Consider the following 25,586-nt stretch of genomic DNA (forward strand, 5'->3'; position numbering starts at 1 on the left):
GTCAACTTTATTTTGCATATTGGTTGATAATATCAACTTAGTGGGATGTGGCCAGTGCGCTGGCTTGTCCTCCACAAGGAAAAACCCCGAATGGCTGATTTAAGCCCTGCCCGTGAACGTGGCCTGCTCTGGCTGCTGGCACTGACCCAGTTCACCATCATCATGGACTTCATGGTGATGATGCCGCTGGGGCCACAGATCATGCATGCCTTTGCCATCAGCCCGGCGGCCTTTGCCACGGCCGTATCGGCCTACTCGTGGTGTTCCGGCCTGTCCGGCCTGTTTGCGGCCACCTATATCGACCGCTTCGACCGCCGGCGCCTGCTGCTGGTGATTTACGGCCTGTTTGCCTTGTCAAACCTGGTGTGCGCCACCGCCGGCAATTTCCACATGCTGTTGCTGGCCCGTGCTTTTGCCGGCCTCAGCGGCGGGGTGCTGGCCTCCATCATCATGACCATTGTCAGCGACATCATTCCGGTGTCACGCCGTGGCGCAGCCACCGGGGTGATCATGACGGCGTTCTCGCTGGCCGCCATCGCCGGGGTACCGGCCGGCATCGTGCTGGGGGCGCATCTGGGCTGGTCCTCGCCCTTCTACCTGCTGGTGGTGCTGTCGCTGCTGATCTGGCTGGCCGCCGCCTGGCTGGTGCCCTCGCTCAGGCTGCATCTGCAAGTGCCGCCGCCACCGCTGAGCCAGGTGCTGCCCGAGTTGTGGCGCTTGCTGAGCGATGCGCGCCATGTGCGGGCGTTCGGTCTGACCTTCATCATGATGGTGTCGCACATGATGGTGATTCCGTTCATTTCGCCGGTCCTGGTGGCCAATCACGGCATTGCGCCGCAGCAGATTGCCTGGATCTACATGGCCGGTGGCGCGGCCACCTTCTTTACCTCGCGGCGCATCGGCCGGCTGGCCGACCGCTATGGCAAGCACCAGCTGTTCCGCATCATGGCCCTGTTTTCCATGCTGCCCATCCTGTTTGTCACTCATTTGCCGCAGATTCCCTTCCTGGCCGTGGTGGCGTTCTTTCCCGTATTCATGGTGGCGCTGTCCGGCCGCATGATTCCCTTGCAGGCCCTGCTGACCACGGTGCCGGAACCGCAGCGGCGCGGCGCCTTTCTCAGCGTCAACAGTGCCATCCAGTCGCTGGGCAATGGTTGTGGCGCCTGGCTGGGCGGCTTGCTGCTCAGTGCCGGCAGCGGCGGGCAGATCCTCGGCTACGGCAATAATGGCTGGTGTGCGGTGCTGCTGGTCGGGGTGGCGCTGTGGTGGGTGGGGCGGGTGCATGCCTTGCCGGCACTGCGCTCCGCGGCGGCGACTTCCTGACGGCCGCTGCTGCCGTGCTTACGTGCGGAGCTGATGTGTAATCTGAATAGGGTGGTTGTTGGTTTGCCTGAGCAGCTAGAATGCCGGCTGCGTCTGGTCAGTATTGCCGTGATGTCGTGCTCGGGGGAGCCGCTGTCTGCGCGGGGGCAAGGACCGGATGCCGTCGAAAACAGCTTGAAACCATCAGTCATGCAAAAAAACAAGGAAAGGGCTGCCGGAGCAAACCGGCCAGCCTGGGGGCAGGGGGCCATTACGGGCGGGTTGGCAGGGCTGGGGCTGGCATGTTGTGCCGCGCCGCTGCTGGCTGCCGAAATCAGCAACGGTCTGGGCACGGTCAAGCCGGCACTGGGGCCGGGCATGCAGCTGGAGCTGGATGCCGCCACGCTGGATCTGCGTGGCTGGCTGGGGGCCGGAACGGTGCTGCGGGCGGCGAATCCGGACCCCGCGCTGACCGGCGGCACCAATATGAAGAGCCTGAATGACGGTGATCTGAATTACCGTAGCGGCGATGCGGTTTCCAGCGCGCTGGAGGGCTATCTGCAGGCGGATCTGCAGTATCGCGGCCTGGGCCTGCGCCTGGCCGGCAAGGGATGGTATGACTACGCCCTGTCGCGGCAGGGCGTGGCGCATGGCAATGTGCCCAATCATTACCAGGCCGGCGCGCCGCTGAGTGATGAGGGCTTTGTCCCACTGGGGCGTTTTGGCAATGTGGTGCTGGATGATGCCTATCTGTATGGCACGACCAGCCTGGCTGGCCACCCGCTGTTATTGCGCGCAGGGCGCCAGACCATTCCCTGGGGCAGCCCCACCAGCGGCGGCATGCTGTCGCTGGTCAATGCGATCGACTATGCCGCGCTCAGCCGCGCCAGTTCGGTGTCCGCCGAGGCCGGCATTCCCGATTGGGCGCTGTATGGCAAGCTGGAGCTGAACCAGCGGCTCAGCCTGGACGGTTTTTACCAGTTTGCCTTTGCCCCGAATGTCTATCCCGGGTGCGGCACCTTCTACTCGACCGGCGATTATGTGCAGCCTGGTTGTAATGCGCTGACGCTGAACGGTGGCTTGTTGTCGGCGCTTTACCACCGCAACATCAGCACCACCGATGCGCAATCGCTGGGCAATGCGCTGGATTCGGTCAGCCGTGCGGCCGACCGGTTCCCGGCAGGCGGGCAATACGGCCTGGGCATGCATTACCTGCTGGATGGCGTGGGCCAGTTCGGTTTTTACGCGGCCAATGTCGACAGCAAGGTGGGTTATACCGGGGTGCAGCATAATAGCGCCGGCGTGCTCACGCCCCTGCTGGCCAATACTGGTCAGGCGCAGCCGACTGGACTGAGCAGCCAGTACTACCGCAGCTTCCCGGCGGATCTGCACCTGTTTGCCGTCAATTTCCAGACCGGGCAGGCTGGCCGTGGCGCAGCCTATGCCGAGCTGGCCTACATCCCGGATCAGCCACTGGCCTGGAATGGTGCCGATTTTCTCAATGGCCTGCTGCTGGGCCGCGGACCACTGGCGCGGCTGGTCCAGCTGCCGGCAGGGGCCTCGGCAGATGGCTATGATCGCTTCCGGGTGCTGAATCTCAGCCTGGGCGCCAGCCATGCACTGGGCCAGGTGTGGGGCGGGGCGGCCACGCTGTCGGCCGAACTGGGGTCGAAATATGTGATTGCGCTGCCCGACCCCTCGGTGATGCGTTATGGCCGTGGCGGCTGGGGCATGGCACCCAGTCAGAACAATCCCGCCTGCACCAGCGATGCTGCCAGCTGCCGCCTGGATGGTTTTGTCACCAGCCATGCCTGGGGCCTGCGTGCCCGGCTGGAAAGCCGCTATAGCGGCCTCTGGCCGGAACTCACGCTCACCCCGGCGCTGACCCTGGGGCAGGATGTGCGGGGTTATTCCTATGATGGCCTGTACTCGCAGGGCCGTTTCACCGCCATGCTGGGCCTCAGCCTGGAAATGCGCCGCCGCTACCAGCTGGATATCAATTACCTGAAAACCGGTGGTGGTGATTACAACCTGCTGCGTGACCGCAGCCTGTTTTCCCTCAGCCTGGGCATGCGGCTTTAGCCAGGGTGGCCGCCAGCGGCGATTTGCCGGCTGCAGGCGGCCTCGTTACACTTGCAGCCTGCCCAACAGGCAGGATGCGCCGCTTGCCGGTACTGTCTTCCATTTCGATTGCCGCCCCATGAACGAACAACTCGCGCTTAACAAGATCAACCAGGCCATGCAGCAGCTGCAGCAGGGCAAGCCGGCCGTGGCCAGAGACGGCTTGCTGCGGGTGTTGAAAGCCTATCCTGACAGTGCGGAAGTCAATTTCCTGCTGGGGCTGGCGCTGGTGCAGCTGAGCCAGGGCAAGGCGGCACTGGCGCACTTCAATCGCGCCATTGCCCTGCAACCGGATCTGGCGGAGGCCTATGTCAATCGCGGCATCCTGCTGAAAAACCAGCAGCAGCTGCCGCAGGCCCTGCGCGATTTCGAGCGCGCCATCGCCCTGCGTCCCGGCATGGCCGAAGCCTACAGCAACCGTGGCAATGTGCAGGTGCTGCTCGACCAGCGCGCAGCGGCGCATGACAGTTTTGTCACGGCATTGCATCTTGATCCGCACAATAGCGACGCCATGGTGAACCTGGCGGCGCTGCTGGCGGAAAACGGCGAGTATGAGGCAGCACAGGCGCTGCTGGACAAGGTGCTGGCGCGCTTTCCTGACGATGTGCTGGCCCGTTACGACCTGTCCTGGCTGTTGCTGCTACAGGGCGATTACGCCCGTGGCTGGCAGTATTACGAGGCGCGCAAGCTGGACCCGCAGCTGTGTCAGCGCTCCGGCCTGCAGCGCTTTGCCAAGCCGGAGTGGCAGGGCGAGAGCCTGGAGGGCAAGACCCTGCTGCTTCACCAGGAGCAGGGCTTGGGCGATACCATCCAGATGCTGCGCTATCTGCCCTTGCTGCAGCAGCGCGGCGCACGGCTGATCCTGCTGCTGAAACCACCGCTACAGGAACTGGCCCGGCAGATGGCCAGCGGCCTGCAGGTGTTTACCCGGCGCGAGCAGCTGCCGGCGTTCGACCTGCACTGTCCGATGATGTCCTTGCCGCTGCGCTTTGCCACCACGCTGGACAATATCCCGGCAGCCGATGCTTATCTGACGGTAACGGCCGAGCAGCGGCAAATCTGGGCCGAGCGGCTGGCGGCACGCCAGCGTCCACGTATCGGCCTGGCATGGTCGGGTTTGGCGCAACATCTGAATGATCGGCAACGCAGCCTGCAACTGGCGCAGCTAAGGCGCCTGCTGCAGCTGGATGCCGAGTTTCATTCACTGCAGCGCGAGTATCGCGAAGAGACCGCCCTGGTGACGGCGGCCGGCATCATCGACCATGCTGCCGAGCTCAATACACTGGAAGATACGGCCGGGCTGATCACGCAGATGGATCTGGTGATCAGCGTGGATACCTCGGTGGCGCACCTGGCCGGCGCGCTGGGCAAGGCTTGCTGGCTATTGCTGCCGTTCAATCCGGATTTCCGCTGGGGTCTGGGCCGCAGCGACAGCCCGTGGTATGCCAGCATGCAGCTGTTCCGCCAGCAGGCGGCAGGCGAGTGGCTGCCGGTGCTGGACGAGGTGGCCAGGCAGGCTGTCCGGCAGCTGGCGGTGGCCGACGGCGCGGCGGACTCAGTCGTCGCGGGTCAGCACTTCTAGTACTTCGATTTCAAACAGCAGATTGGAATGGGGCGGAATGCGCGTGCCGATCTGCCGCTCGCCATAGGCCAGGGCCGCCGGAACCCACAGCCGGCGCTTGCCGCCCACGCGCATGCCCATCAGTCCGATATCCCAGCCCTTGATGACGCGGCCGGTGCCGATGACGCACTGGAAGGGGCGTCCCTTGTCGTGCGAGGAGTCAAACTGGCTGCCATCTTCCAGCCAGCCGGTATAGTGGGTGGTAATCAGCGCACCACGCACCACTTCCTTGCCCTCGCCCAATTGCAGGTCTTCCATTTTCAGTTGTTGATCCATCGTCATCTTCGCTATGCAGGTGGGGAAAACAGCCGCTGCCGCGGCCATCGCTGGCGCATTCTAGCCTGAGTCGGCTTGTGCTCCCAGCGGGAGGCCGGGGCTTCAGGCCGCAATGACACAGTTGCGGCCGGATGACTTGGCCTGATACAGCGCATTGTCCACACGCATGATCAGGCTTTCCACGCTTTCCTCGTCCAGATGCTGTGCGACACCCATGCTGATGGTGATGGCCGGCAGTGGTGCGGTCTGGCCGTTGGCCACGGTGTCGCGCAGGCATTCGGCCAGATGCAGCGCATTGCTCTGCGTGGTTTGCGGCAGCAGGATGACGAACTCCTCGCCGCCCCAGCGGCATACGCTGTCGGCAGCCCGCACGCGGGATTGCAAGGTGCGGGCCAGCCAGACCAGCACTTCGTCGCCAGTGAAGTGCCCAAACTGGTCGTTGATGCGCTTGAAATTGTCGGCATCCAGCAGGATCAGGCTGAAGCTGTGGCCACAACGCTGCTTTTCCAGAATGGCGCGCTCCAGCTGTTGCAGCAGGTAACGGCGGTTCCACAGCCCGGTAAGCGGGTCGCGCAGCGCCGCCTGTTCCAGTTCGGATTTCAGTCTTTGCTGCTCGGTGATGTCGTGAATCACGCACAGCATCAGCCGTTTGCCATGCATCACCACCGGGCCGGCATAGGTCTGCACATCGCGCAGGCTGCCATCCGCCAGCCGGTGGACAAAGCTCAGGGGCTTGTGGCCGCCCGGCAGCTGGGCAATCTGCTGCATTACCGGCAGGATGGCGCGGCCCTGGGCGTTGATCTCCCAGGTGTGCTTGGCGGCGAACTCGGCACGGGAATAACCGTAAAAGCGCATCGCGGCTTCATTCACATTGACGATGCGGCCTTCGTCTGCCGGGTCGATCAACAGCATGGGTGCGCTATTGGTCTGCATCAGCATGCGGTGAAAACCGTCTTCCGGCAGCGGGTCGGTGGTGGCTGCCGTGCTGGAAGCCGGCAGGGTGCCGATGGATGAGCTGGCCTCGACCAGAATGGCGTCGGCTGTTTCGGCCATGTCCAGCCAGCACAGGTGGCAGCACAGTGGCTGCAGCTGCTCCTGTTGCCGTATGGTCCAGATTTCCACTACCTGCTCGCGGGCCAGAATGGCCGGGGTGTAGTCGGACAGGGCCGGGTGTGGGCAGGCCGACAGGCTGCCGTGACGCATGTCGGCAAGGCTCAGCCCGGTGGCGACTGCCCGTGCCGCCGGATTGGCGTGCAGCACTTCTTCGGTCGAAGGACGAATAATCCATACCGGCGTCTTGAGCTTGTCAAGCAATGCAAATGGGTTCATGGCAGCAAGCTATGCTAAAGGCCGGGTAGTCAGTCTATGTCTGACATACTAGATGGCCTTTCCTGGCAGTTCAACATGACTTCATCATTAAATGGTGGCAGCAGCATGCCGCTGTGACGCATTGCAGCGCAAGCCGCAGGATGTGGCGAGGCCGCTTCTGCGCGATAATGCCGGGTCGACGGCCACTCTGGCCGCATGGCTGGAGGCTTTATGCAACAGGTGGTGGCGCAGCACGGTTTTACCCTGTCCTTGCCGGCGGATTATCACGCCGCCACGGCGCTGGCCTATCACGGCCGCGATCCGGCCGGGCCGGCCGAACGCTGGCAGGGCAATCGCCTGGACAAAGGCTTGTTGTTGCATGGTGCGCCGCTATTGCTGCAGCTGGAGTTTGACGCCGGGCAGGTGCATGCCGTGTTTAGCGGTTCAGCCCTGCTGGACTGGCCGGCGCTGCTGCCGGCGGCAGAGCCGGTGGTGCGTCGCATGCTGGGGCTGGATGGCCAGCGTGAAAACTGGCAGGCGCTGGCGGAGAGCCGGCCCGCCGTGGCGCGGCTGCTGGCGGGCCGGCCTGCCTTGTGGCTGCCGCTGACGGCGGAGCCGTTCGAAGCCTTGTGCTGGGCCATCATCGGCCAGCAAATCAATCTGTCTTTTGCCACGGCCTTGCGCCGCAGCCTGATTCAGCTGGCCGGCCTGCCGATTGCCGGCAGCGCGCTGCTGGCCCATCCCGGCCCGGCCGAGGTGGCGGCGCTGCAGCCGGAGCAGCTCACTGCTCTGCGTTTTTCCCGCTCCAAGGCGGCCTATCTGCTGGGCGCGGCGCGTGCCGTGCTGGATGGCAGCCTGCCTTTGGCGGCGCTGGCCGGGCAGAGTGCCAGCGAGGCCGAGCGCCAGTTGCTGGCGCTGCATGGAGTGGGGCCGTGGACGGCGCGCTATGTCATGCTGCGCGGGCTGGGTTTTGCCGATTGCGCGCCTATTGGTGATAGCGGGCTGGCCACCGCCCTGCAACGTTTTCATGCCCTGCCACAGCGGCCGGATGCCCGCCAGACCGAGCAGCTGATGCAGGCATTTGCCCCTTGTCGCAGCCTGGCTACCCTGCATTTGTGGGCCAGCCTGTCGGAGAACACATGAAATATTCCGCCCCCGATCTGTTTGACGCGCCCGCGCCGGAGCATGCAACCCAGGCCGCCGATCCGGCCAGCCATCAGCCGCCGCCGGCTGCGCCGCTGTTTGCCCAGGGCGGCTTGTGGAGTGACACGGCGCCGCTGGCACGCTCGCCAGCCGCCGATGCCGCCGGGCCAGTATTGCAGGCTCCGCTGCATGCGGCCTGCCATGGCGTGGTGGACACCCGCTTTGGCCCGGCCATGGTGTGGCTGGACTTGCAGGGCCGGCTATTGCGGCTGGATTTTCATCTGGAGCAGGAGTTGCAGCGGGCGCAGCTATCGGGCAGCCGGCGCGATGATGCCGCCGTGGCCGAGGTGGCACGCCAGTTGCACGAGTACGAGCGCGGTGAGCGACGCAGTTTTGAGCTGCCGCTGGCGGCACGCGGCACGGCCTTCCAGCAACAGGTGTGGGCGGCCTTGTGCTGCATTCCCTATGGCGAAACCATGAGTTATGGCGAACTGGCGCTGGCACTGGGCAAGCCCGGCGGCGCCCGCGCCGTGGGCCGGGCCAACGCCACCAATCCGATTGCACTGATCGTGCCCTGCCATCGCGTGCTGGGGGCCGATGGCAGCCTCACCGGTTATGCCGGCGGTTTGCCGCTGAAATCGGCGCTGCTGCGCTTCGAGCAGGAAAACACCGTGCCGGGGCTGTTTGGCACCGCCGGCCGGGTGTGAGTCGCCGCGACTATCCCAGGCGCTGGCTGGGCCGCGCCAGGTAAAACCACTCCTGCCCGGTTTGTGCGGCCGGGTTGGGAAACACGATGCAGCCATCGTCCAGCGCCCGCACCGGGCTGCCGTCGTGGCGGTGGCCGATCAGCTCGCCCTTGCCGACTGGGTCGAAGCTGGCAAAGGCTCGGCAGAAGCAGTCGTCCTCATGCAGCTTGTCCACGACTTCATACAGGCTCAGCGTTGCCATGGCCGCCTGCACTGCCGGTGCGGGGCCGGCCACCATGCCCAGATGGGCCAGGGTATTGCGAATGGCCTGATAAGCCAGCTCCGGGGCGGCCGGGTCCAGATGCTGGCCGCATTCCAGCGTCAGCGCCCAGCCGCCGTTGGCGCGCATGAATTCGGTCGTGCCCATGCCGTAGCGGATATCGCTATCCAGCTGTCGCTGGCGGTTTGCACTGTGGCCGGACCGCGCCGCCCGCCGCTGCACCCCCAGCGCATAAGTCGACAGCCAGCCATCCACCAGCCGGCCCACGCCCAGCCGCGTGGCCAGCGCTTCTTCCTGTGCGGCATGGGCAAAGGGCTCCAGGCTGTCCTGATTGTCGCGCGGGCCGATCAGGACAAAGGGCTGACCGGGCGACTGGAAGGAGTGCAGGTCCAGCAGCACTTCATGGCTGGCCAGCAGCGGGCACAGCCAGTTGGCGACGTGATCTTCGAAATCCTGCGGGGTGGCCACCGGGGCCAGATTGCGGTTGAGATTGCGGTCGGCTCCGCGCTGCCCCAGCTGGTAGGCCAGGGTGTTGACCACCGGCACCAGCGTCAGGCTGCCGCGCTGCAAACGCAGCTGTCCCAGATCCAGCTCGGCCTGGATGCGCCGGATGCCGGCCCTGCCGCAGGTTTCATTGCCATGTACCGCGCCCAGCACAATCAGCCGGGGGCCATTGTCCGGCGCGGTGTAGTTGATGGAGTGGAAAGGCAGGGCCTGATTCATGGTGGTGTCCGGCAATGGTGATTGATGATCGCAAGTTATTCTGCCCGGCCGGGCAGGGTGTGTCGCCATGCTTTACAGCAATGGCCCCAGCATGGCCACCGTGTTGTTCCACAGCCGGCGCCGCAGCGGCCAGGCAGCCACCGCCGCCGGGCTGACCAGGCTGCAGTGCGCCAGATAAGCCTGCTGGCGTGCGCGCAAGCTGGCGGTCAGCTCGCGGCTGTGGCACAGCAGATTGTTTTCGTAATTCAGCTCGAAGCTGCGGCGGTCCAGATTGGCCGAGCCGATCAGGCAGATGTCCTCGTCCACTGTCATCAGCTTGCTGTGCAGCAGGCCGCCGTGAAATTCGGCAATCACCACGCCGGCCTCCAGCAGCTGGGCGTAATAGCTGCGGCTGGCGGCACTGACCACCAGCGAGTCATTGCGTGCCGGTAGCAGCAGGGTGGTGGCCACGCCACGCTGGGCGGCGGCACACAGCGCGCTTTGCAGCGCCTCGTTGGGGACATAGTAGGGCGTGGTGATGGTGAGCTGGCGGCGTGCACTGTACATCAGTGCCACAAACAGTTCCGGCATGGCCGAGTGACGGGCGGTAGGGCCGGTGCCGATGGCCTGGGCCAGCAGTGGTGGCCCGTCCGTGGCCAGCGGTGGCGGCGGTGCGGCGGCCAGCAGCGGCCCCAGGTCTTCCTGGCAGGCCAGCATCCAGTCCGTGGCAAACAGGCGCTGGTTCTGCTGCACCACCGGTCCGCAAATACGGATGACGGCATCCACCCATGGCGCAAAGCGTGGCTTGATGCGGAATTCCGGGTCGGCGCAATTCTGGCTGCCGCAGTAGCCGGTGAAGTGGTCGATGACCACGATCTTGCGGTGGTCGCGCAGGTCGATGCGGCCGCTGAACGGGCGCAGCAGCGGATTGCCCACCGGGAGGGCAACGGCCAGGTGCACGCCGGCGGCTTGCATCTGCTGCCAGAGCGGCGAGTGCAGCAGATCGCGCGAACCGACATCATCCGCCATGGCGCGGCAGTGCACGCCACGGGCGGCGGCGCGCATCAGTGCCTGCGCGATCTTGCTGCCGTTATGGTCGGGCAGCCAGATGTAAAACAGCAGATGCACATGGGAGCGGGCGGCATCGATGTCCGCCACCATGCTGTCGATGACCGCATTGGAATCCGCCAGCAGCTGCGCCTGGTTGCCGCTGCAGGGCGCGAAACCGCTGATGGACTGGCCGACATGAAACAGCTGGGCCTGATCCGCCGGCAGCGGCAGCTGTGGCCATGTCTGCTCCAGCGTTGGCAGTGGCGGCAGTTGTTGCTGGATGCGGGCCAGCCTGGCCATGCGGCGGCGGCCGATGCTGACTTCGCCCAGCAGCACATAGGCGGTGATGCCGATAAAGGGCAGGGTGGCCACCACGACCGTCCAGGCGATGCGGGCGGCCGGGTCGCGGTAGGGGCGCAGCAGCACGCGTACGATCAGCAGCAATTGCAGGCTGATGTGCAGCAGCAGGATCAGGGCAGAAGTGGCGCTCATGGCTGGCATCATGCCAGAGCGCTGGTGGCTGCGTCCAAATGCGGTGGCTGACGCTGCATTGACGCTGGGCGGCGGGCTGCACACAATGGCCGCAAGCGGTCAGAGAGGCAAACAGATGAAACAGCAGGGCAGCAGGGCAAGGCGGCTGGAGGTGGGCGGGCGCATCATTCATGTGCACAGATTGCCGCTGCGGCTGGCGCACGATATCTATCACGTCAGCATGACCATGAGCTGGCCGCAATTCTATGTAGCCATCGCCCTGCTGTTTTGCGTGCTGAACCTGCTGTTTGCCGGCCTGTACCAGCTGCAGCCCGGCAGCATTGCCAACCAGTTTCCGGCGGATTTTCGCGGCGCGTTTTTCTTCAGCGTGGAAACCCTGGCCACGGTGGGGTATGGCGACATGCATCCGCAGACGGTATATGCCCATGTGGTGAGCATGCTGGAAATCTTCATCGGCATGATGAGCCTGGCACTGGTCACCGGGGTGACCTTCGCCCGCTTTTCCTTGCCACGCTCGCGCATCGTGTTTTCGCGCCACCCGGTGATCCGCCCCATGGACGGCCAGCAGGTGCTGATGCTGCGCGCGGCCAATGCCCGGCAGAATGTGATTGTCGATGCCCAGGCCCAACTGCACATGCTGCTGAATACGGTCAGCAGCGAAGGCACCCGTCTGCGCCGGCTGCACGATCTCAAGCTGCAGCGCCAGCACCACCCCATGTTTGTGCTCAGCTGGACGCTGATGCATGTGATCGACGCGCACAGCCCGCTGTATGGCCGCAGCGTCGAGGAGCTGGCGCAGCTGCAGGCGGGGTTTATCCTGTCCATCAGCGGCAGCGATGAAATCACCCGTCAACCCATGGCCTCACGCCATATCTTCCAGCATGAGGACATCTGCTGGAACTACCGCTACCAGGACTTGCTGTATACCGATGAGCACGGCGAAGACCATGTCGACTTCGGCCTGCTGCACGACATCTCCCCCATGCCGGACAGTCGCCAGGGCGAGGAGCAAGCCAGCGGCTGAGCCACTGCCGACGCCAGCCGCCCTGCCGGCGGCCAATCACCGCGGCGGCCTGCCGGGCCTGCTGCAAGCAGACATAAAGGAAAAACCATGGCGGGAGCCAGCCTGCTTACCCTGCTGGATGATATTGCCAGCGTGCTGGACGATGTGGCGCTGATGACCAAGGTGGCCGCGCGCAAGACGGCCGGTGTGCTGGGCGATGACCTGGCGCTGAATGCGCAACAAGTGTCCGGTGTGCGTGCCGAACGGGAATTGCCGGTGGTCTGGGCGGTGGCCAAGGGTTCCTTGCGCAACAAGGCCATCCTGGTGCCGCTGGCGCTGGCGCTCAGTGCCTTTGCGCCATGGGCGGTGATGCCGCTGTTGATGCTGGGAGGTGTTTACCTTTGTCTGGAGGGCATGGAAAAGCTGGTCCATCCCTTGCTGCATGACAAGAGCGATGCCGCCGGGCAGGAGGCGGCACTGGCTGCCGAGCTGGCGGATCAGGCTGGCGATCTGCAGGCACTGGAGCGCGACAGGATCAAGGGCGCCGTGCGTACCGATTTCGTGCTGTCGGCGGAAATCATCGCCATCACCCTGGGCACGGTGGCCGCGGCCAGCCTGAGTGCGCAGCTGGTGGTGCTGGTGGGGGTGGCGCTGATCATGACGGTGGGGGTGTATGGTTTTGTCGCCCTGCTGGTGAAGCTGGACGATATCGGGCTTTACCTGCTGCGCCAGGGCGGACCGCTGCGCAGCATGCTGGGGCGTGGCCTGATTCGTGGCATGCCCTGGTTGATGAAGGCGCTGGCAGTGGTCGGCACCGTGGCCATGTTCATGGTGGGGGGCGGCATCATCAGCCATGGCTGGCCGGCGCTGCACCATGCCATCGAAGCCCTGTTGCACCCCCTGTCGCACCTGCCGGCAGTCGCTGCGCTGGCGCGCTTGCTCGTACCGGCCCTGCTGGATGTGCTGGTCGGCATGCTGGCGGGCTCGCTGGCACTGGGCCTGCTCTTGGGCTGGCAGCGGCTGCGCCGCTAGGTGCGGTCCTGGCGTAGCGGTAGCTTGCTGCTGTGCTTGATCGCATCCAGGATGATGGTGGACTTGACGCTGCGCACCAGCGACAGCTGCATCAGCCGGTTCATCACAAAGCGTGACAGCGAGGGCAGGTCTTCCACCACGATGCGCAGCAGGTAATCGGCCTCGCCGGCGGTGGCATAGCATTCCAGCACCTCGGGCAGCGCGTCGATGGCCTGGGCAAATTCGCGCAGCGAGCTTTCGCTGTGACGCTCCAGGCTGACATGGGCAAAGGCCATTACCGACAGGCCGATTTTTTCCGGCAGGATGCTCACCTGGTAACCCTGTACCACGCCATGTTCTTCCATGCGCTGGATGCGCCGGCCTATCTGCGAGGCAGACAGGGCAATCTGCTGTGCCAGCTTCTGGTGGGTGCTGCGGGCATCCTGCTGCAGGGCCTGCAAAATCTGCCAGTCAAAGCGATCCAGTTCCATTAATGCAGATTCTCCGCGTAGATTTGCTATTTGATGCGGCAAGTATGCAAATATTTTGCTGACAAGGCAAAACTTGCGGACCCGCCGCATGCCGCCGCCTCTACACTGAAAGCATACCCACCCGCCGGATTTGCCGCCATGAACGACCGCAGCGATTTTGTCGTCCCCGATATCACCACCCGCAAAAACCAGGGACTGCAGCATGATCCTGTCGACTACACCCTGCCGCAGCCGCTGGAGCGTTATAGCGCCGAAGATCATGCCACCTGGGCCACGCTGTACCGCCGCCAGTGCGCCATGCTGCCGGGCCGCGCCTGTGACGAGTTCATGCAGGGCCTGCAACAGCTGGAGGTGGATGCCGACCGTGTACCGGAGTTTGCCCGGCTGAATGAAAAGCTGCTGGCGGCCACCGGCTGGCGCATGGTGGCGGTGCCGGGCCTGATTCCGGACGATGTGTTTTTCGAGCATCTGGCCAATCGCCGCTTTCCGGTGACCTGGTGGCTGCGCGAGCCGCACCAGCTGGATTACCTGCAAGAGCCGGATGTGTTTCACGATCTGTTCGGCCATGTGCCGCTGTTGATCAACCCGGTGTTTGCCGACTACCTGCAGGCTTATGGCCAGGGTGGCATGAAGGCGAAGCATCTGGGCTTTTTACCGGTGCTGGCGCGTTTGTACTGGTACACGGTGGAGTTTGGCCTGATCAACACGCCGCAGGGCATGCGCATTTACGGCGCCGGCATTCTGTCCAGCAAATCGGAGTCGCTGTACTGTCTGGACAGCGCCAGCCCCAACCGTATCGGTTTTGATTTGCAGCGGCTGATGCGGACCCGCTATCGCATCGACACCTTCCAGAAAACCTACTTTGTCATCGACAGCTTCCAGCAGCTGTTTGAGGCCACCGCCGTGGATTTCACGCCGATCTACCAGGCGCTGCAGGCCCTGCCCACACTGGGCGCGGGCGATGTGGAGGCTGCCGACAAGGTGTTCCATATCGGTAATCAGGACGGCTGGGCGGATACCGACGATCTCTGAGCGCCCGTGATGGTGCATGGCGCAGCACAAGGCCGGCAGCCCATGGGCTGCCGGCCTTGTGCGTTTACCGGCTCAGTGCCTGCGCCAGTCAGGCCAGGCACCGCTTCAGAGCGCAGCCTCCACCCGGTTGCGGCCGCTGCGCTTGGCCTGGTACAGCGCCTGGTCGGCAGCCTTGATCAAGGCCTCGACATTGGCATGGGCCGGTTTTTTCTCCGCCACGCCAATGCTGACCGTCAGGCATAGCGCCAGCCCCGACGCCACCATGCTGCGGTTGGCCAGGGTGGCACGAATGCGCTCGGCCACCTGGATGGCGGTGGACAGCCGGGTATCCGGCAGGATGATGAGAAACTCTTCGCCGCCAAAGCGGCAGATGATGTCGGAGCGACGGCAGAACAGCCGCAGGATGCCGGCAAACTCCTGCAGGATGATGTCGCCCACATCGTGGCCGTGCTCATCGTTCACCACCTTGAAGTGGTCGATGTCCAGCATCAGCGCCGCCAGCGGCTGCTGGCTGAGCCGGGCCTCGTCCCAGATCTGCGGCAGGTAGCGCATGGCATAGCGCCGGTTGTACAGGCCGGTCAGGCCATCGGTCTGGGCCGCTTCCTGTGCCAGCTGGTTGTCGATGGACAGTTCTTCCAGATGGCGGCGCAGCAGCTCCTGTTCCTGGCGCAGGCTGCGCTGTTCCTGGATGATGCGCTGGCCGGCCTTCAGCCGTGCCTGCAGGATGCGCGGCGGAATCGGCTTGCTGATGAAGTCGTCGGCACCGCTGCTGAATACCTCGGCCAGATTGTCTTCATCGTCCAGAATGGTCAGCACGATGATGTAGAGCTGACGGCCTTCCGGAATGGCCCGCAGGCGGCGGATCAGCTGCAGGCCGTCCAGGCCGGGCATGGCCAGGTCGGTAATCACCAGTTGCGGGCGCTTGTTGAGCACGATGTCAAAGGCTTCCTGACCATCGGCCGCCACATCGACCTTGTGTCCCAGCAGCTGCAGCAGCCGTTGCAACAGCATGCGCTGGCTGGGCTCGTCCTCCACCACCAGGATATGCAGGGCTTCCTGTTCGGCGTCGGCTTCCGGCATGCGTGGCGCCATGCTGTTGCGTCGTTCCAGCAGGGTGAAGGATTCGACCTCGGGCGTGGTAATGGCCAGCTGGGCATTCCATTCGCGCCATTCGCGCACTACCTCGTCGCACAGGCGCGGGAAATGGCTGGGGTCGATTTCCATGCGCGCGGCCTGCTTTTTTAGCGTTTCATAGGCATGCAGCCGGGCTTCGCCATCCAGAAAACACAGGTCGGCCACTTGCGCGGCCAGGCGCAGGCACAGCGCCAGCCGGGCAGAGCGCGTGCCGTCGCCGGCACTGGCGGCATCGGCGTCTTCATGCAGGGCAACGGCATCGCAGAACATCTTGGGCAGGCCCCAGTCACGCAGCAAGGCGCTGGCGATGTCCAGGTGGTGATAGCCGAACTGCTCGGCTTCCAGCCTTGTCAGTCCCGGAGCGTAGGGGCCGCCGTGGCTGGCAATCAGCTCGCCGTAGGCGGCCGGGTGCAAGGTGGCCATGGCCAGCTGGCCGATGGACGACAGCATGCCGATGGTAAACAGCTCGCCGGGAGGTGCCAGCCGCTGCTGGCTGCCCAGCAATTGCATGGCCGTACCGCAGGCCAGGGCACGCGACCAGTAGTGGTCATAGTCGAATTGCGCGCACTGGCCGCGGCGGTGCTCGGCCACCAGGGCAAAGGTGAGGGCCACCTGGTATACCGCGTTCAGGCCAATGGCCATCAGCACGTCGGGGGTGAGCGCCACCGCAGGGCGGCTGCGCAGGAAGGCGGCGGAATTGGCCACCTTGAGCAGGCGGCCTATCATCACCGGGTCGGTATTGAGGACGGCGATCAGTTCCGGCAGCGGCACATTGTTGTGCTCGCTCAATTGCATGACCTTGAGCACACTGCCCTTGGGCGAGGGCAGGTTGCCGCTGATCTTGAGTTCGTTAAAGGTTGCGGTTTCAAGCATGGCCAGCTCCCCGGCTGTCGGCCGGTGGCGAGAGTGTATCCTGCTCATCCGCATGGCGTTGGCGAATGATCATGACTTCGGGCCAGAGGGCAAACAGGGCATCGACGCAGTCCGGGTCGAAATGCTGTCCCCTCTGGGTTTCCAGATGCTGTCTGGCACGTTCCAGCGTCCAGGCCTGCTTGTAGGGCCGGGCCGAGGTGAGGGCGTCAAACACGTCGGCGACGGCCACGATGCGCCCCCACAGCGGGATATCCTGGCCGGCGAGGCCGTGCGGATAGCCGCTGCCGTCGAATTTTTCGTGATGGCTCAATGCTACCACCGCCGCGCATTGCAATAGCGGCGATACCGAGCCGGCCAGGATTTCATGCCCGAACAGCGGGTGCTGGCGCATCACGGCCATTTCCTGCTCGGTCAGCCGTCCCGGTTTGAGCAGGATGGCATCGGGGATGCCCACCTTGCCGATGTCGTGCATGGGGGCGGCTTCCTGCAGCATTTCCTGTTCCGACAGCGGCAGTCCCAGCTGGCGCGCGATCAGCCGGGTATAGGCCGACATGCGCAGCAGGTGGGCGCCGGTTTCCGGGTCGCGGTATTCGGCCGCGCGCGACAGGCGCAGGATGGCTTCCTTTTCGCGGGCGCGGATTTCTGTCGTGGCCTGTTTGACTTCTTCCAGCAGCCAGGCGGCGCGGTTGGCCAGTTTCTGGGTGCTTTTGCGCAATGCCAGCAGGTTGCTCACCCGCACCGTCAGTTCCACCTTGTCCACCGGCTTGGTGAGGAAATCGCGCGCTCCCTGTTGCAGTGCCAGATGGCGCACATCGCGCTCGGTATCGGCGGTGACCATCACCACCGGCACATCCAGTCGTTGCGGCAGGGCAAAGAAGCGGCGCATGAATTCCAGGCCGTCCATCTCCGGCATCATGTAATCGAGCAGGATGAGGTCGGGCTCGTTTTGCCGGCACCATTCCAGCGCCTGCAGCGGATCGGCAAAGGTGTCTACCGTGACGCCGTCCAGCTTCTGCAGGATATGGCGCAGCAGCAGCAGGTTGGTGTCGTTGTCGTCCACCACGATGACGTGCGACATGGCTTAGTCCTTTCCGTAGGCGGCAATGAAGGCAAGCAGGGCCTGCATTTCGCTTTCAATCTGGGCGGCAATGCTGCGTATGCTGTCCGGCTTGTTGTCCGCCGCCGCCGCGTGCAGCTGGCCGGCCAGTGCCGCCAGGGCATCGGCGCCGACATTGGCAGCACTACCCTTGAGTTCATGTGCCAGCTGTTTCAGGCCCTGGCCGCCGCTGTGGATGTCCAGCCGCAGTCGTTCGCGCCAGCGCAGCAGGGAATCGCGGAAGATGTCCAGCATCTCGCCAATGCTGACCGGGTCGTCGCCCAGGAATTCGGTCAGGCGCTGCACGGTGAAGCTGCCCGGCGTGCTGTTGTCGCGGCTGGCCGCTGGCGGGTGGCTGCTCGCCACCTGCTGGGGCAGCCATTGCAATAGCAGTGCCTTGAGCCGGGCGAACTCGATGGGCTTGGCCAGGTAGTCGTCCATGCCGGCTTCCAGGCAGATGGCGCGGTCGCCCTCCATGGCATTGGCGGTCATGGCGATGATGGGCAGGTGTCCGCCCAGACCGGTTTCGCTTTCCTGGCGGCGTATGGCCTGGGTGGCCTGGTAGCCATCCATTTCCGGCATCTGGCAGTCCATCAGGATGGCGTCGTACTGTTGTTGCGCCACCGCTTGCAGCACTTCGCCGCCGTGGCTGACCACGTCCACCCGGTAGCCCAGCTTGTGCAGCATGCTGGCGGCCACGCGCTGGTTGACCGGGTTGTCCTCGGCCAGCAGCAGGCGGTAATGCTGCACCGGGCGCAGGCTGACCGGTGCCGCGGTGGCTTCCGGGGTATGCAGGCGGATGCTGCCCGGTGTCCATTGCACGGCCAGCGCGTCCAGCAGCGCCGACTGTTTCATCGGCTTGTGCAAGACGGCAATGCCCTGCTGGGTCAGGCTGGCCTTGCGCATGCCGTCCTGTTCCTGCAGGCAGACCACCATGGGGATGTCTTCCAGGCTCAGGGACTGCACGGCCTGTTCCAGCGTGGCATCGGCCAGCGGTTCCACCAGCAGCAGGATGTCGGGCTTGTTGCCACTGGCATCCAGCTGGCGCAGGGTTTCCAGCATGCTGGCCAGACCATCGGCCCGCTTGTGGGGCAGGGCCCAGCTGTCCAGGTAATGGCTCCATAGCTGCTGGTTGCTGGCGCTGTCGCCCGCCAGCAATACCAGGTGCTGGCTGGGCGTGGCGGTGGTGTGCAGGCAGCTGTCGCCAGCGGTGGCTTGCAGGGGGATGCTGACCCAGAATTCCGAACCGACATCCGGCGTGCTCTCCACCCCCACGCTGCCGCCCATGGCTTCGGCCAGCCGCTTGCAGATGGCCAGCCCCAGGCCGGTGCCGCCGTATTTGCGCGTGGTGGAGCTGTCTGCCTGCGAGAAGGGCTGGAACAGCCGGCTCTTGGCCTGTTCGCTCAGGCCGATGCCGGTGTCCTTGACGCACAGGCGCAGCTGTATGCCTTGTTGCAGCGGCTGTTCCAGCGTGGCGGAAACCAGCACCATGCCCTGCTCGGTGAACTTGATGGCATTGGACAACAGGTTCAGCAGGATCTGCCGTAGCCGGGTGGGGTCGCCTTGCAGGCTGTCCGGTACTTCGGCCGTGGCGAAGCTGGCCAGGGTCAGCCCCTTGCCGTGGGCCTTGTTGGCGACAATGTCGACCGTGCCTTCCAGTAGCTGGCGCAGCGAGAAATCGATGCATTCGATTTCCAGCCCGTCGGCTTCGATTTTGGAAAAGTCCAGGATGTCGTTGATGATGGACAGCAGGGTGTCCGCCGACATCTTGATGGTGCGGGCGAAATCGGATTGCTCGGCATCCAGCGGGGTATCCATCAGCAGGTCGATCATGCCGATGACGCCATTGAGCGGGGTGCGGATTTCATGGCTCATGGTGGCCAGGAACTCGCTCTTGGCGCGGGCGGCCGCTTCTGCGGCGCGGGTGGCCTGCAGCATCTGCTGTTCGCGCAGCCGGCTGGCGCTGATGTCGGAAAAAGTGGTGACGCTGCCGGCCAGCTGCTGGCGCAGCAGCAGCGGGCTATTGCTGACCCGTACTTCCAGCGGCTGGCCATCCTTGCGGAAAAACACTTCTTCGCTGGAGCGGTAGCTGGCTTTTTGCTGTACCGATTGATAGATGGGGCAATCTTCCAGCGGCAGTTCGCTGCCATCGGCACGATGGTGGTGGATGTACTGGTGCACGTTGCGGCCGTGCAGCTCGGCAAAGCGCCAGCCCAGCAGGCGCTCGGCTTGCTGGTTCATGTAAGTGAGCCGGCCCTGCATGTCCATGGCGATGATGCCATCGTCCATATTGTCCAGCAGGGTGGAGAGCCACTGTTCCTGCTTTTTTTGCTGGGTGATGTCGCGCAGCAGCAGGCGCAGCCCGTCCTCGGCATTTTCCCGCGGCAGCGGGCTGAAGCTGGCAAGGACCGACACCACCTGGCCGCTGCGATCCAGCATGAGCAGCTCGATGGCTGGCGGGCGCTCGCCGCGGGCGATCAGCGCTGCCTGCTGGCGGAAGGCGGGCTGGCTGTCTTCCGCCAGCAGCTGGTATACATTCAGCGTGGGCAGTTCGCTGGCGGCATAGCCCAGCGTATGCAGCCACATCTGATTGGCATGCAGCAGCCAGCCCTGGCTGTCGCAGTCTTGCAGCAGGTCGCCCAGCTGCTCCAGCTGCTGCAACAGCGCGCCATCAGGCTGCTGGCTGGTATTGCTGTCGCCGGTCGGCACGGCGGCCTGCTTGTCGGTTGATTGGTCTTGCTGTCGCACCGTTAACTGTGCTCCGCGGAGGATGTGGTGTGGCGTGGGGCGTGCATGGTGCGTGGGTTCCGCATATCGGTTAGGGTCAGCAAGCTTGGCGGTGGGCTCAGCCTGCCGGGGAAGCCAGTGCGGCGACCAGGCTGTCGCGGGTCAGCGGCTTGGTGACAATGGCGTCAAAGCCGGCCTGCAGTATGGCTTCCTGCTCGTCACTCATGGCATGGGCGGTATAGGCGATCAGGCGCAAGTCATGCCAGCGCGGGTTGCCGCGCAGGTGGTGGCACAGTTCGATGCCGCTCATGCCCGGCATGCTGATGTCCAGCAATACGCAGTGATATTCATGTTGCTGCAGCTGTTCCAGGGCCTCGAAAGCACTGGAAGCCTGATCGGTTTTCCAACCCATGCGCTGCAGGAACAGCCCTGCCACCTTGCGATTGATCTCGTCGTCGTCCACGACAAGAATGGTGTCCAGCGCGCTCATTCTTGCTTTCCTTCCAGGGGGATGCTGACGTGGAATACCGTGCCCACGCCGACTTGTGATTCAAAACCGACCTTGCCGGACATCAGCCGGACCAGTTCCTTCACCAGTGCCAGCCCCAGCCCGGAGCCACTCTGGGCACGGGTCAGGAAGGCATCGGCCTGGCGGAAGCGTTCGAAGACCAGTTGTTGTTGCTCCAGCGGAATGCCGCAGCCGCTGTCGCGAATATCCAGCTGCAATTCCTGTGCGCTGACGCGGGCTGCAACCTGTATGCTGCCGTGCTCGGTAAACTTCACCGCATTGTCCAGCAGATTGTTCAGCACCTGGGTCAGCTTGGTGCGGTCCAGGCGGCAACTTTCCGGGCTGCCTGGCGCCTGCTGGTAGTCCAGTGTCAGCTGCAGGCCCTTGCCTTCGGCCTTGGGCCGGTACAGTTCCACCACATCGCGCAGCATCGTGGGCAATTGTACCTCGACAATTTCCATTGGCATGCGGCCGGCCTCGATGCGTGCCATGTCCAGAATCGAATTGACCAGCTTGAGCAAATGCTGGCCGCTCTTGTGGATCATGCCGGCTGTTTCCAGATCGGCCGGATCGCTCAGCGTGGCCTGCAGGAATTCCGAGCAACCCAGAATGCCGTTCAGCGGCGTGCGCAGTTCGTGCGACATGTGGGCGAGGAATTCCGACTTCATGCGGTTGGCCGATTCGGCCTGTGCCTTGCTGTTCTTCAGGTTGACGGCCATGTGGTACATCACGTAGCCGGCCAGGCATACCAGCAGCGACATGATGGCCGCGACGGTGAAGTAGGCATTGCGGTGTTCGTAATAGTCCGCCATGGCCTCCTCTTCACCCACGCCCATCAGCACTGCCAGCGGGTAGCCTTCTACCGCGCGGAAGCTGACGGTACGCTGCACCTTGTCGATGCTGCTGAGCTGCTGGTAGGCACCGTGGTCACGCCCTGGCCATTGCTTGAACAGCCCGCTGCTGTGGATGTCCATGCCGATGCCGATATCCTTGGCACTGGTCCGGGCGCGCACGATGCCGTCCTTGCCCACCAGCGTGACCACGCCGGTCTTGCCCAGGTCGAGGTCTTTGTAAAAGTTGGTGAAGTAAAACGGATCGACCGACACCACCACCACGCCGCCAAAACTGCCGTCCGGCTTGTTGATGCGGCGGGTGAACTGCAGCGACCATTTATTCGAGGCGCGTCCATGCACCGGCTTGCTGATGAACAGCTGCCCGCTGTCCTTGGCGATATGCACCTTGAAGTGTTCGCGGTCGCTCAGGTCCATGCGCTTGCTATTGGGCACGCTGGACAACTGCAGTATGCCGTCCGGGCCTATGATGTACAGCCCGACAAACAGCTGACTCTGGATAATGCCCTTGTCCAGATAGCTGCGAATGTCCATCTTGCTGCCTTCGGACTCGTACTGGTATTTCAGGAAGAGTACCGACTGATCGACGGCGCGAATGGTGCGCGAGATGTGTTCTTCGAACACCCGCACCATGTTTTCGCTTTGCCGCTGCATTTCCAGCCGGCTGCGGGCATGATCGGCATTGACCTGCCACAGCACCGCGCTCCAGATCATGGCAATCAGGAACAGGCTGAACAGGGGAATCACCCATTCCAGGCTCAGTTTGCCCAGGCCGTGCTGGAACAGCCCGGCAATACCTTGTTTCTCTTGTTTCATCTTTGCCCCGCTTGCTGCTTCCGCCCGCAGAAACAGCCATGTCCTTATTCTTTAGTTATTGGCCGCGAAGCTGGCCGCCGGCCAGGGAGTGCCTGCTGCATGAACTTTGTGCCACGCTGAACACCCCTTGCCGCTGGCTGTGGCTTCACTCGGCCATCCCGCCATGCCGGAATGGTAAGGGCAGGCCCGTAATCGAAGTTTGATGTAGGGCATGCCTATGTCTTTTTATAGAATTTAACTTGAAAAACCGGTAGGGATTAACCGGTAGTCAGCTTAAATCAAGGCCCATAAGGCTAGCATCACCCCGATAATCAGCACGCCCATCAGGATTTGCGAGGTATTGCGCTCTCTTTGCAGGGCCGATTTCATGCTGCTGCAGGACGACTCCAGCCGGTTGACCTTGTCTTCCAGCGCCGCCCGTGTTTCGTCCTGCTGCGCCAGCGCTTGCAGCATGGCCTCGCCACCCACCTCCTGGATATGCTCCTTGTCCCACACGCCCAGCAGGCGGCTGACCTTGTCCTTGAAATACAGGCCGCTGCGCTGTGCGGCATCCTGCCAGTCGAACTGGAAGCCCTGGCTGGCGTAGAAGGCATTGCGCCGCAGCTTTTCTTCTTCGCTGACATTGCCGGTCAGGGTGATCAGGCCCGGACTGATGGCGTAGTCAGGGTAGGCGCCCTTGACCCAGATGATGGTCTGGGCAAACAGAAAGGTATCCAGCCCCAGCCCGGCAAAGGCTTCCACGCAGTTGATACCGTTCTTGGGGCCAAAGGTGACCGAACGGCTGGGATGGTCCACCCGCACCCAGGCACAGTTGTAGCCGGTGTGAAAACGGGCTTCGTCATTGGCGTAATGCAGCCACTGATTGCCCTCGGTACGGGCAAAGCCCCGGAACTGCAGGCGGAAGAAGTCGGACTGGCCTGTCATGGCGCGGCTACGGTGCAGAATGCCGTAAATGGGAATCCCGCTGGCAGTCAGCGTCAATACCGTTTCACCCAGCGGCATGGCCAGGGTGGCGAGGGTGTTCTCGTTTTCCGGCGCGCGCAGTTCGACTTCGGGCTGCGGCACTGGTTTGCTGGTGTTGGCAGGCGTATTCATGCGCTAATCATAGCGTAATCGTGCTGCAGCGTTGTGCAGGAAATCCTGAATTCGGTGCAGTTGCGGCGAGTTTTTGGTGCGGCGCAGCAAGAAATGGCGGTGCATCAAGTGGAAATGGCTGGTAAAGGGCTGGAAAAAAGCTGGCACGGTGTTTGCATAGATACCCGTGCATCCCCGGTGGCGCCGGGTTTGCGAGTGAGTCTGTCCCGTTGCAATCTGCGGCTTTAATCGTGCATCAAGCCAGGCCTGGGCAATTTGCCCAGGCCCTTTTTTTGTCCACGCCGTGGTGGAGCAGGGGGCGCCCTTCTGTCCCGATCCGCTTTCTTGTCTGACCAATTCCTATCATCTTCACCAGCGTAGTAAAAACAGGTTTTGTCTCCACTAACGCGGATGATGGTTTACCTGCCGCGTCTGCGCGGCGGCGGGGAAGGGGCCTTGGTGTGGCCAAAGGCCCCGTCCATCCCGAAAGGCCACCCCAGCAGCATGGCCTGCGGCTGCCCGACAGGGCCCGCCCGGAGCGAGGCGCGCCTGAGCGATTTGCCAAGGTCAAACCGCTCAGGCAGGGCAGGCGTATAACACCCCGCCCAGGTCACCCGTCGGCATGTTTGACCGGGCCCGTTGGTGCATTGGTGCGGTATTGATGGTAGTGAAGCTCTGTGCAGATGGAGTCTGATGCAGGCTAAGAATAGGTTAATGCCATTGTGCTAGCATGGTTGGTGTCGGCCAATTGCGGACAATTTAAGGCTTCAACTACTCGGTAGCTGATTATCGCAGAGCTCCCATTAATGGTTTAGCTGAGTGTCAGCGACTAAAGAGGGCATCCCGTTGCATGCGGGGCGTCTTCTTAAACGAAAGTGTCAGATGCGTGGGTACTATTACGGGCTATGAAACCAATTTTCATCATAAAATCTAACCACCTTCTCAATGATAATTTGAATATCTTGACCGTCTACAAAATATGAAAGAGATGGGCCAACGTCAAAATTCACAACTGAATCTACGTCACTCCACTCGTCGATTGATACATCTCCTATAATGGAAGGCTTTCCACTGAATGGACTTAGGTGCTTTGAAGAATTGCAAAGAGAATTGATTGTTTTGTATTCAGGAAGGTTATATATACTATTGAAGAAGTGCTGCTCTGCTGTTTGAGCTTTTCGTTTGTGGCTGTAGTTTGGGGCAATCCATTCGCGAAGGTGATTTAAACCCATGATTATGAACATTAGCTTTTCCGCACTTTTATATTTATTCTCATCAAACTCTTTGATAGATCTTTGTATAAGCTGAAAGAAGATATCAGGTGAGGAAATATCGAAAAAGCCCTTCATAGCAGTATTGGACATGTATAAGCACCTAACGGAGAAATCAGGGACTATTTTAATTGGCCCTTGTGGTGGAATTTTATGAGGATTAAGGGTGGGGCAGCAGCTAGCGAAGTTTTGCTGAATCTTTGGCAGGCGTCCGTGTTATTTTGCATCGTCAGACAGGATAACCAACATCATTCCGGTTATGACTTGAAGGCCGTTTGATGATCTTACTGTCTGCGCGAGGAATTCGATAAGATAGGCATTGTTAAATGACATTGCTGATATCCAGTATCTCATCCAAATATCATATATTCAAGTCATACATCACGAGCTTGTTCGTATATCAATCCACATCTGGCGGATACCGTGCCCGTACGTTCTCTTCGATGGAACAACGGCGGTATCACTCTTCAAAGCTGTCTTCATCCATCTGGCCGGTAAACGACAGTTCAGGATCGAAAGCCGATTTTCCACTGTTAGTAGTTTTAATTCAGCATACGAAGCCATCCACATCTCCTTATTCCCCACCGCACCAACGCGCCCATGGGCCCCGTCAAGCATGCCGACGGGTGGCCGGGGCGAGGTTTTAAGCGCCTGCTTTGTCTGAGCGATTTGACGTTAGCAAATCGCGAGTTCAGGCGCGCCTCGCCGCGGTCAGGCC

20 protein-coding genes are annotated in these 25,586 nt (G+C 62.7%); 8 read left to right on the plus strand and 12 right to left on the minus strand.

All coding sequences use genetic code 11. The annotated features are described in order from the left end of the window. Window positions 1–90: 90 nt before the first annotated feature. The 3 genes from JHD64_RS03455 to JHD64_RS03465 all read left to right on the plus strand — a co-directional run bounded on the left by JHD64_RS03455 (window position 91) and on the right by JHD64_RS03465 (window position 5,005). On the plus strand, window positions 91–1,323 hold the full coding sequence (locus JHD64_RS03455) for an MFS transporter (protein ID WP_199052265.1): 1,233 nt from the start codon (window positions 91–93) through the stop codon (window positions 1,321–1,323). 189 nt (window positions 1,324–1,512) lie between these two features. Continuing rightward, on the plus strand, window positions 1,513–3,384 hold the full coding sequence (locus JHD64_RS03460; protein WP_199052266.1) for a DUF1302 domain-containing protein: 1,872 nt from the start codon (window positions 1,513–1,515) through the stop codon (window positions 3,382–3,384). A 118-nt stretch (window positions 3,385–3,502) separates the two neighbouring features. After that, complete coding sequence (locus JHD64_RS03465) at window positions 3,503–5,005, plus strand: tetratricopeptide repeat protein (RefSeq protein ID WP_199052267.1); 1,503 nt, start codon at window positions 3,503–3,505, stop codon at window positions 5,003–5,005. On the opposite strand, the gene JHD64_RS03470 is transcribed toward JHD64_RS03465, so the two are convergent. Beyond that, complete coding sequence (locus JHD64_RS03470; protein WP_059287387.1) at window positions 4,979–5,320, minus strand: FKBP-type peptidyl-prolyl cis-trans isomerase; 342 nt, start codon at window positions 5,318–5,320, stop codon at window positions 4,979–4,981. The two genes, JHD64_RS03465 and JHD64_RS03470, sit on opposite strands and share 27 nt — an antisense overlap. A 102-nt stretch (window positions 5,321–5,422) precedes the next feature. Then, on the minus strand, window positions 5,423–6,649 hold the full coding sequence (locus tag JHD64_RS03475; protein ID WP_199052268.1) for a sensor domain-containing diguanylate cyclase: 1,227 nt from the start codon (window positions 6,647–6,649) through the stop codon (window positions 5,423–5,425). A 210-nt stretch (window positions 6,650–6,859) separates the two neighbouring features. Between JHD64_RS03475 and JHD64_RS03480 the strand changes: the two genes are divergently transcribed. Both JHD64_RS03480 and JHD64_RS22175 read left to right on the plus strand, forming a co-directional pair. Then, window positions 6,860–7,771 carry a DNA-3-methyladenine glycosylase gene (locus JHD64_RS03480; RefSeq protein WP_199052269.1) on the plus strand — a complete coding sequence of 304 codons (912 nt, stop codon included), beginning with the start codon at window positions 6,860–6,862 and terminating at the stop codon, window positions 7,769–7,771. Further along, window positions 7,768–8,478 (plus strand): methylated-DNA--[protein]-cysteine S-methyltransferase, encoded by a 711-nt coding sequence (locus JHD64_RS22175; RefSeq protein ID WP_199052270.1) that lies wholly within the window; start codon window positions 7,768–7,770, stop codon window positions 8,476–8,478. The genes JHD64_RS03480 and JHD64_RS22175 overlap by 4 nt, the downstream gene beginning before the upstream one ends. Before the next feature lie 10 nt (window positions 8,479–8,488). On the opposite strand, the gene JHD64_RS03490 is transcribed toward JHD64_RS22175, so the two are convergent. Both JHD64_RS03490 and cls read right to left on the minus strand, forming a co-directional pair. Beyond that, on the minus strand, window positions 8,489–9,460 hold the full coding sequence (locus tag JHD64_RS03490; RefSeq protein WP_199052271.1) for a succinylglutamate desuccinylase/aspartoacylase family protein: 972 nt from the start codon (window positions 9,458–9,460) through the stop codon (window positions 8,489–8,491). Window positions 9,461–9,532: 72 nt separating this feature from the next. Next, the gene (cls, locus tag JHD64_RS03495) at window positions 9,533–10,981 is read right to left on the minus strand and encodes a cardiolipin synthase (RefSeq protein ID WP_199052272.1); all 1,449 of its coding nucleotides are present in this window, start codon (window positions 10,979–10,981) and stop codon (window positions 9,533–9,535) included. 115 nt (window positions 10,982–11,096) lie between these two features. Here cls and JHD64_RS03500 point away from each other — a divergent pair, with 115 nt between their 5' ends. Then, on the plus strand, window positions 11,097–12,005 hold the full coding sequence (locus JHD64_RS03500) for an ion channel (RefSeq protein WP_199052273.1): 909 nt from the start codon (window positions 11,097–11,099) through the stop codon (window positions 12,003–12,005). A gap of 87 nt (window positions 12,006–12,092) precedes the next feature. Beyond that, on the plus strand, window positions 12,093–13,016 hold the full coding sequence (locus JHD64_RS03505) for a DUF808 domain-containing protein (RefSeq protein WP_199052274.1): 924 nt from the start codon (window positions 12,093–12,095) through the stop codon (window positions 13,014–13,016). Here JHD64_RS03505 and JHD64_RS03510 read toward each other — a convergent pair. Next, window positions 13,013–13,486 (minus strand): Lrp/AsnC family transcriptional regulator, encoded by a 474-nt coding sequence (locus JHD64_RS03510; RefSeq protein ID WP_059287368.1) that lies wholly within the window; start codon window positions 13,484–13,486, stop codon window positions 13,013–13,015. The two genes, JHD64_RS03505 and JHD64_RS03510, sit on opposite strands and share 4 nt — an antisense overlap. A 138-nt stretch (window positions 13,487–13,624) precedes the next feature. Here JHD64_RS03510 and phhA point away from each other — a divergent pair, with 138 nt between their 5' ends. Then, on the plus strand, window positions 13,625–14,518 hold the full coding sequence (gene phhA, locus JHD64_RS03515) for a phenylalanine 4-monooxygenase (RefSeq protein ID WP_199052275.1): 894 nt from the start codon (window positions 13,625–13,627) through the stop codon (window positions 14,516–14,518). Between the two features lie 105 nt (window positions 14,519–14,623). Here phhA and JHD64_RS03520 read toward each other — a convergent pair whose 3' ends face one another. The 7 genes from JHD64_RS03520 to JHD64_RS03550 all read right to left on the minus strand — a co-directional run bounded on the left by JHD64_RS03520 (window position 14,624) and on the right by JHD64_RS03550 (window position 24,961). Next, entirely contained in the window at window positions 14,624–16,525 is a 1,902-nt protein-coding gene (locus JHD64_RS03520; RefSeq protein ID WP_199052276.1) for a diguanylate cyclase, read from the minus strand. Further along, on the minus strand, window positions 16,518–17,603 hold the full coding sequence (locus tag JHD64_RS03525) for an HD domain-containing phosphohydrolase (RefSeq protein WP_199052277.1): 1,086 nt from the start codon (window positions 17,601–17,603) through the stop codon (window positions 16,518–16,520). The genes JHD64_RS03520 and JHD64_RS03525 overlap by 8 nt, the downstream gene beginning before the upstream one ends. A 3-nt stretch (window positions 17,604–17,606) precedes the next feature. Beyond that, window positions 17,607–20,369, minus strand: a complete 2,763-nt coding sequence (locus tag JHD64_RS03530) for a PAS domain-containing hybrid sensor histidine kinase/response regulator (protein ID WP_199052278.1) — start codon at window positions 20,367–20,369, stop codon at window positions 17,607–17,609. A gap of 97 nt (window positions 20,370–20,466) precedes the next feature. Next, the gene (locus tag JHD64_RS03535; protein ID WP_059286085.1) at window positions 20,467–20,838 is read right to left on the minus strand and encodes a response regulator; all 372 of its coding nucleotides are present in this window, start codon (window positions 20,836–20,838) and stop codon (window positions 20,467–20,469) included. Then, on the minus strand, window positions 20,835–22,523 hold the full coding sequence (locus JHD64_RS03540) for an ATP-binding protein (protein ID WP_199052279.1): 1,689 nt from the start codon (window positions 22,521–22,523) through the stop codon (window positions 20,835–20,837). Before JHD64_RS03540 ends, JHD64_RS03535 begins: the two co-directional genes overlap by 4 nt. Window positions 22,524–22,796: 273 nt before the next feature. After that, window positions 22,797–23,618: a hypothetical protein gene (locus JHD64_RS03545; RefSeq protein WP_110313261.1), complete on the minus strand. Its 822-nt coding sequence runs from the start codon at window positions 23,616–23,618 to the stop codon at window positions 22,797–22,799. A gap of 875 nt (window positions 23,619–24,493) precedes the next feature. Then, on the minus strand, window positions 24,494–24,961 hold the full coding sequence (locus JHD64_RS03550; RefSeq protein WP_199052280.1) for a hypothetical protein: 468 nt from the start codon (window positions 24,959–24,961) through the stop codon (window positions 24,494–24,496). Between the last annotated feature and the right edge of the window lie 625 nt (window positions 24,962–25,586).

Origin of the sequence: Aquitalea sp. ASV15, assembly GCF_016429115.1 — a bacterium.
In the GTDB taxonomy this organism is placed as follows: domain Bacteria; phylum Pseudomonadota; class Gammaproteobacteria; order Burkholderiales; family Chromobacteriaceae; genus Aquitalea; species Aquitalea magnusonii.

What these genes read in the sequence shown, in the direction of transcription:
- JHD64_RS03505 (WP_199052274.1), top strand. Translation starts at nt 12,093, where the DNA reads ATGGCGGGAGCCAGCCTGCTTACCCTGCTGGATGATATTGCCAGCGTG.
- JHD64_RS03520 (WP_199052276.1), bottom strand. Translation starts at nt 16,525, where the DNA reads ATGCTTGAAACCGCAACCTTTAACGAACTCAAGATCAGCGGCAACCTG.
- JHD64_RS03535 (WP_059286085.1), bottom strand. Translation starts at nt 20,838, where the DNA reads ATGAGCGCGCTGGACACCATTCTTGTCGTGGACGACGACGAGATCAAT.
- JHD64_RS03480 (WP_199052269.1), top strand. Translation starts at nt 6,860, where the DNA reads ATGCAACAGGTGGTGGCGCAGCACGGTTTTACCCTGTCCTTGCCGGCG.
- JHD64_RS03510 (WP_059287368.1), bottom strand. Translation starts at nt 13,486, where the DNA reads ATGGAACTGGATCGCTTTGACTGGCAGATTTTGCAGGCCCTGCAGCAG.
- JHD64_RS22175 (WP_199052270.1), top strand. Translation starts at nt 7,768, where the DNA reads ATGAAATATTCCGCCCCCGATCTGTTTGACGCGCCCGCGCCGGAGCAT.
- JHD64_RS03465 (WP_199052267.1), top strand. Translation starts at nt 3,503, where the DNA reads ATGAACGAACAACTCGCGCTTAACAAGATCAACCAGGCCATGCAGCAG.
- JHD64_RS03470 (WP_059287387.1), bottom strand. Translation starts at nt 5,320, where the DNA reads ATGGATCAACAACTGAAAATGGAAGACCTGCAATTGGGCGAGGGCAAG.
- JHD64_RS03490 (WP_199052271.1), bottom strand. Translation starts at nt 9,460, where the DNA reads ATGAATCAGGCCCTGCCTTTCCACTCCATCAACTACACCGCGCCGGAC.
- JHD64_RS03460 (WP_199052266.1), top strand. Translation starts at nt 1,513, where the DNA reads ATGCAAAAAAACAAGGAAAGGGCTGCCGGAGCAAACCGGCCAGCCTGG.
- phhA (WP_199052275.1), top strand. Translation starts at nt 13,625, where the DNA reads ATGAACGACCGCAGCGATTTTGTCGTCCCCGATATCACCACCCGCAAA.
- JHD64_RS03550 (WP_199052280.1), bottom strand. Translation starts at nt 24,961, where the DNA reads ATGTCCAATACTGCTATGAAGGGCTTTTTCGATATTTCCTCACCTGAT.
- JHD64_RS03545 (WP_110313261.1), bottom strand. Translation starts at nt 23,618, where the DNA reads ATGAATACGCCTGCCAACACCAGCAAACCAGTGCCGCAGCCCGAAGTC.
- cls (WP_199052272.1), bottom strand. Translation starts at nt 10,981, where the DNA reads ATGAGCGCCACTTCTGCCCTGATCCTGCTGCTGCACATCAGCCTGCAA.
- JHD64_RS03500 (WP_199052273.1), top strand. Translation starts at nt 11,097, where the DNA reads ATGAAACAGCAGGGCAGCAGGGCAAGGCGGCTGGAGGTGGGCGGGCGC.
- JHD64_RS03525 (WP_199052277.1), bottom strand. Translation starts at nt 17,603, where the DNA reads ATGTCGCACGTCATCGTGGTGGACGACAACGACACCAACCTGCTGCTG.
- JHD64_RS03540 (WP_199052279.1), bottom strand. Translation starts at nt 22,523, where the DNA reads ATGAAACAAGAGAAACAAGGTATTGCCGGGCTGTTCCAGCACGGCCTG.
- JHD64_RS03475 (WP_199052268.1), bottom strand. Translation starts at nt 6,649, where the DNA reads ATGAACCCATTTGCATTGCTTGACAAGCTCAAGACGCCGGTATGGATT.
- JHD64_RS03455 (WP_199052265.1), top strand. Translation starts at nt 91, where the DNA reads ATGGCTGATTTAAGCCCTGCCCGTGAACGTGGCCTGCTCTGGCTGCTG.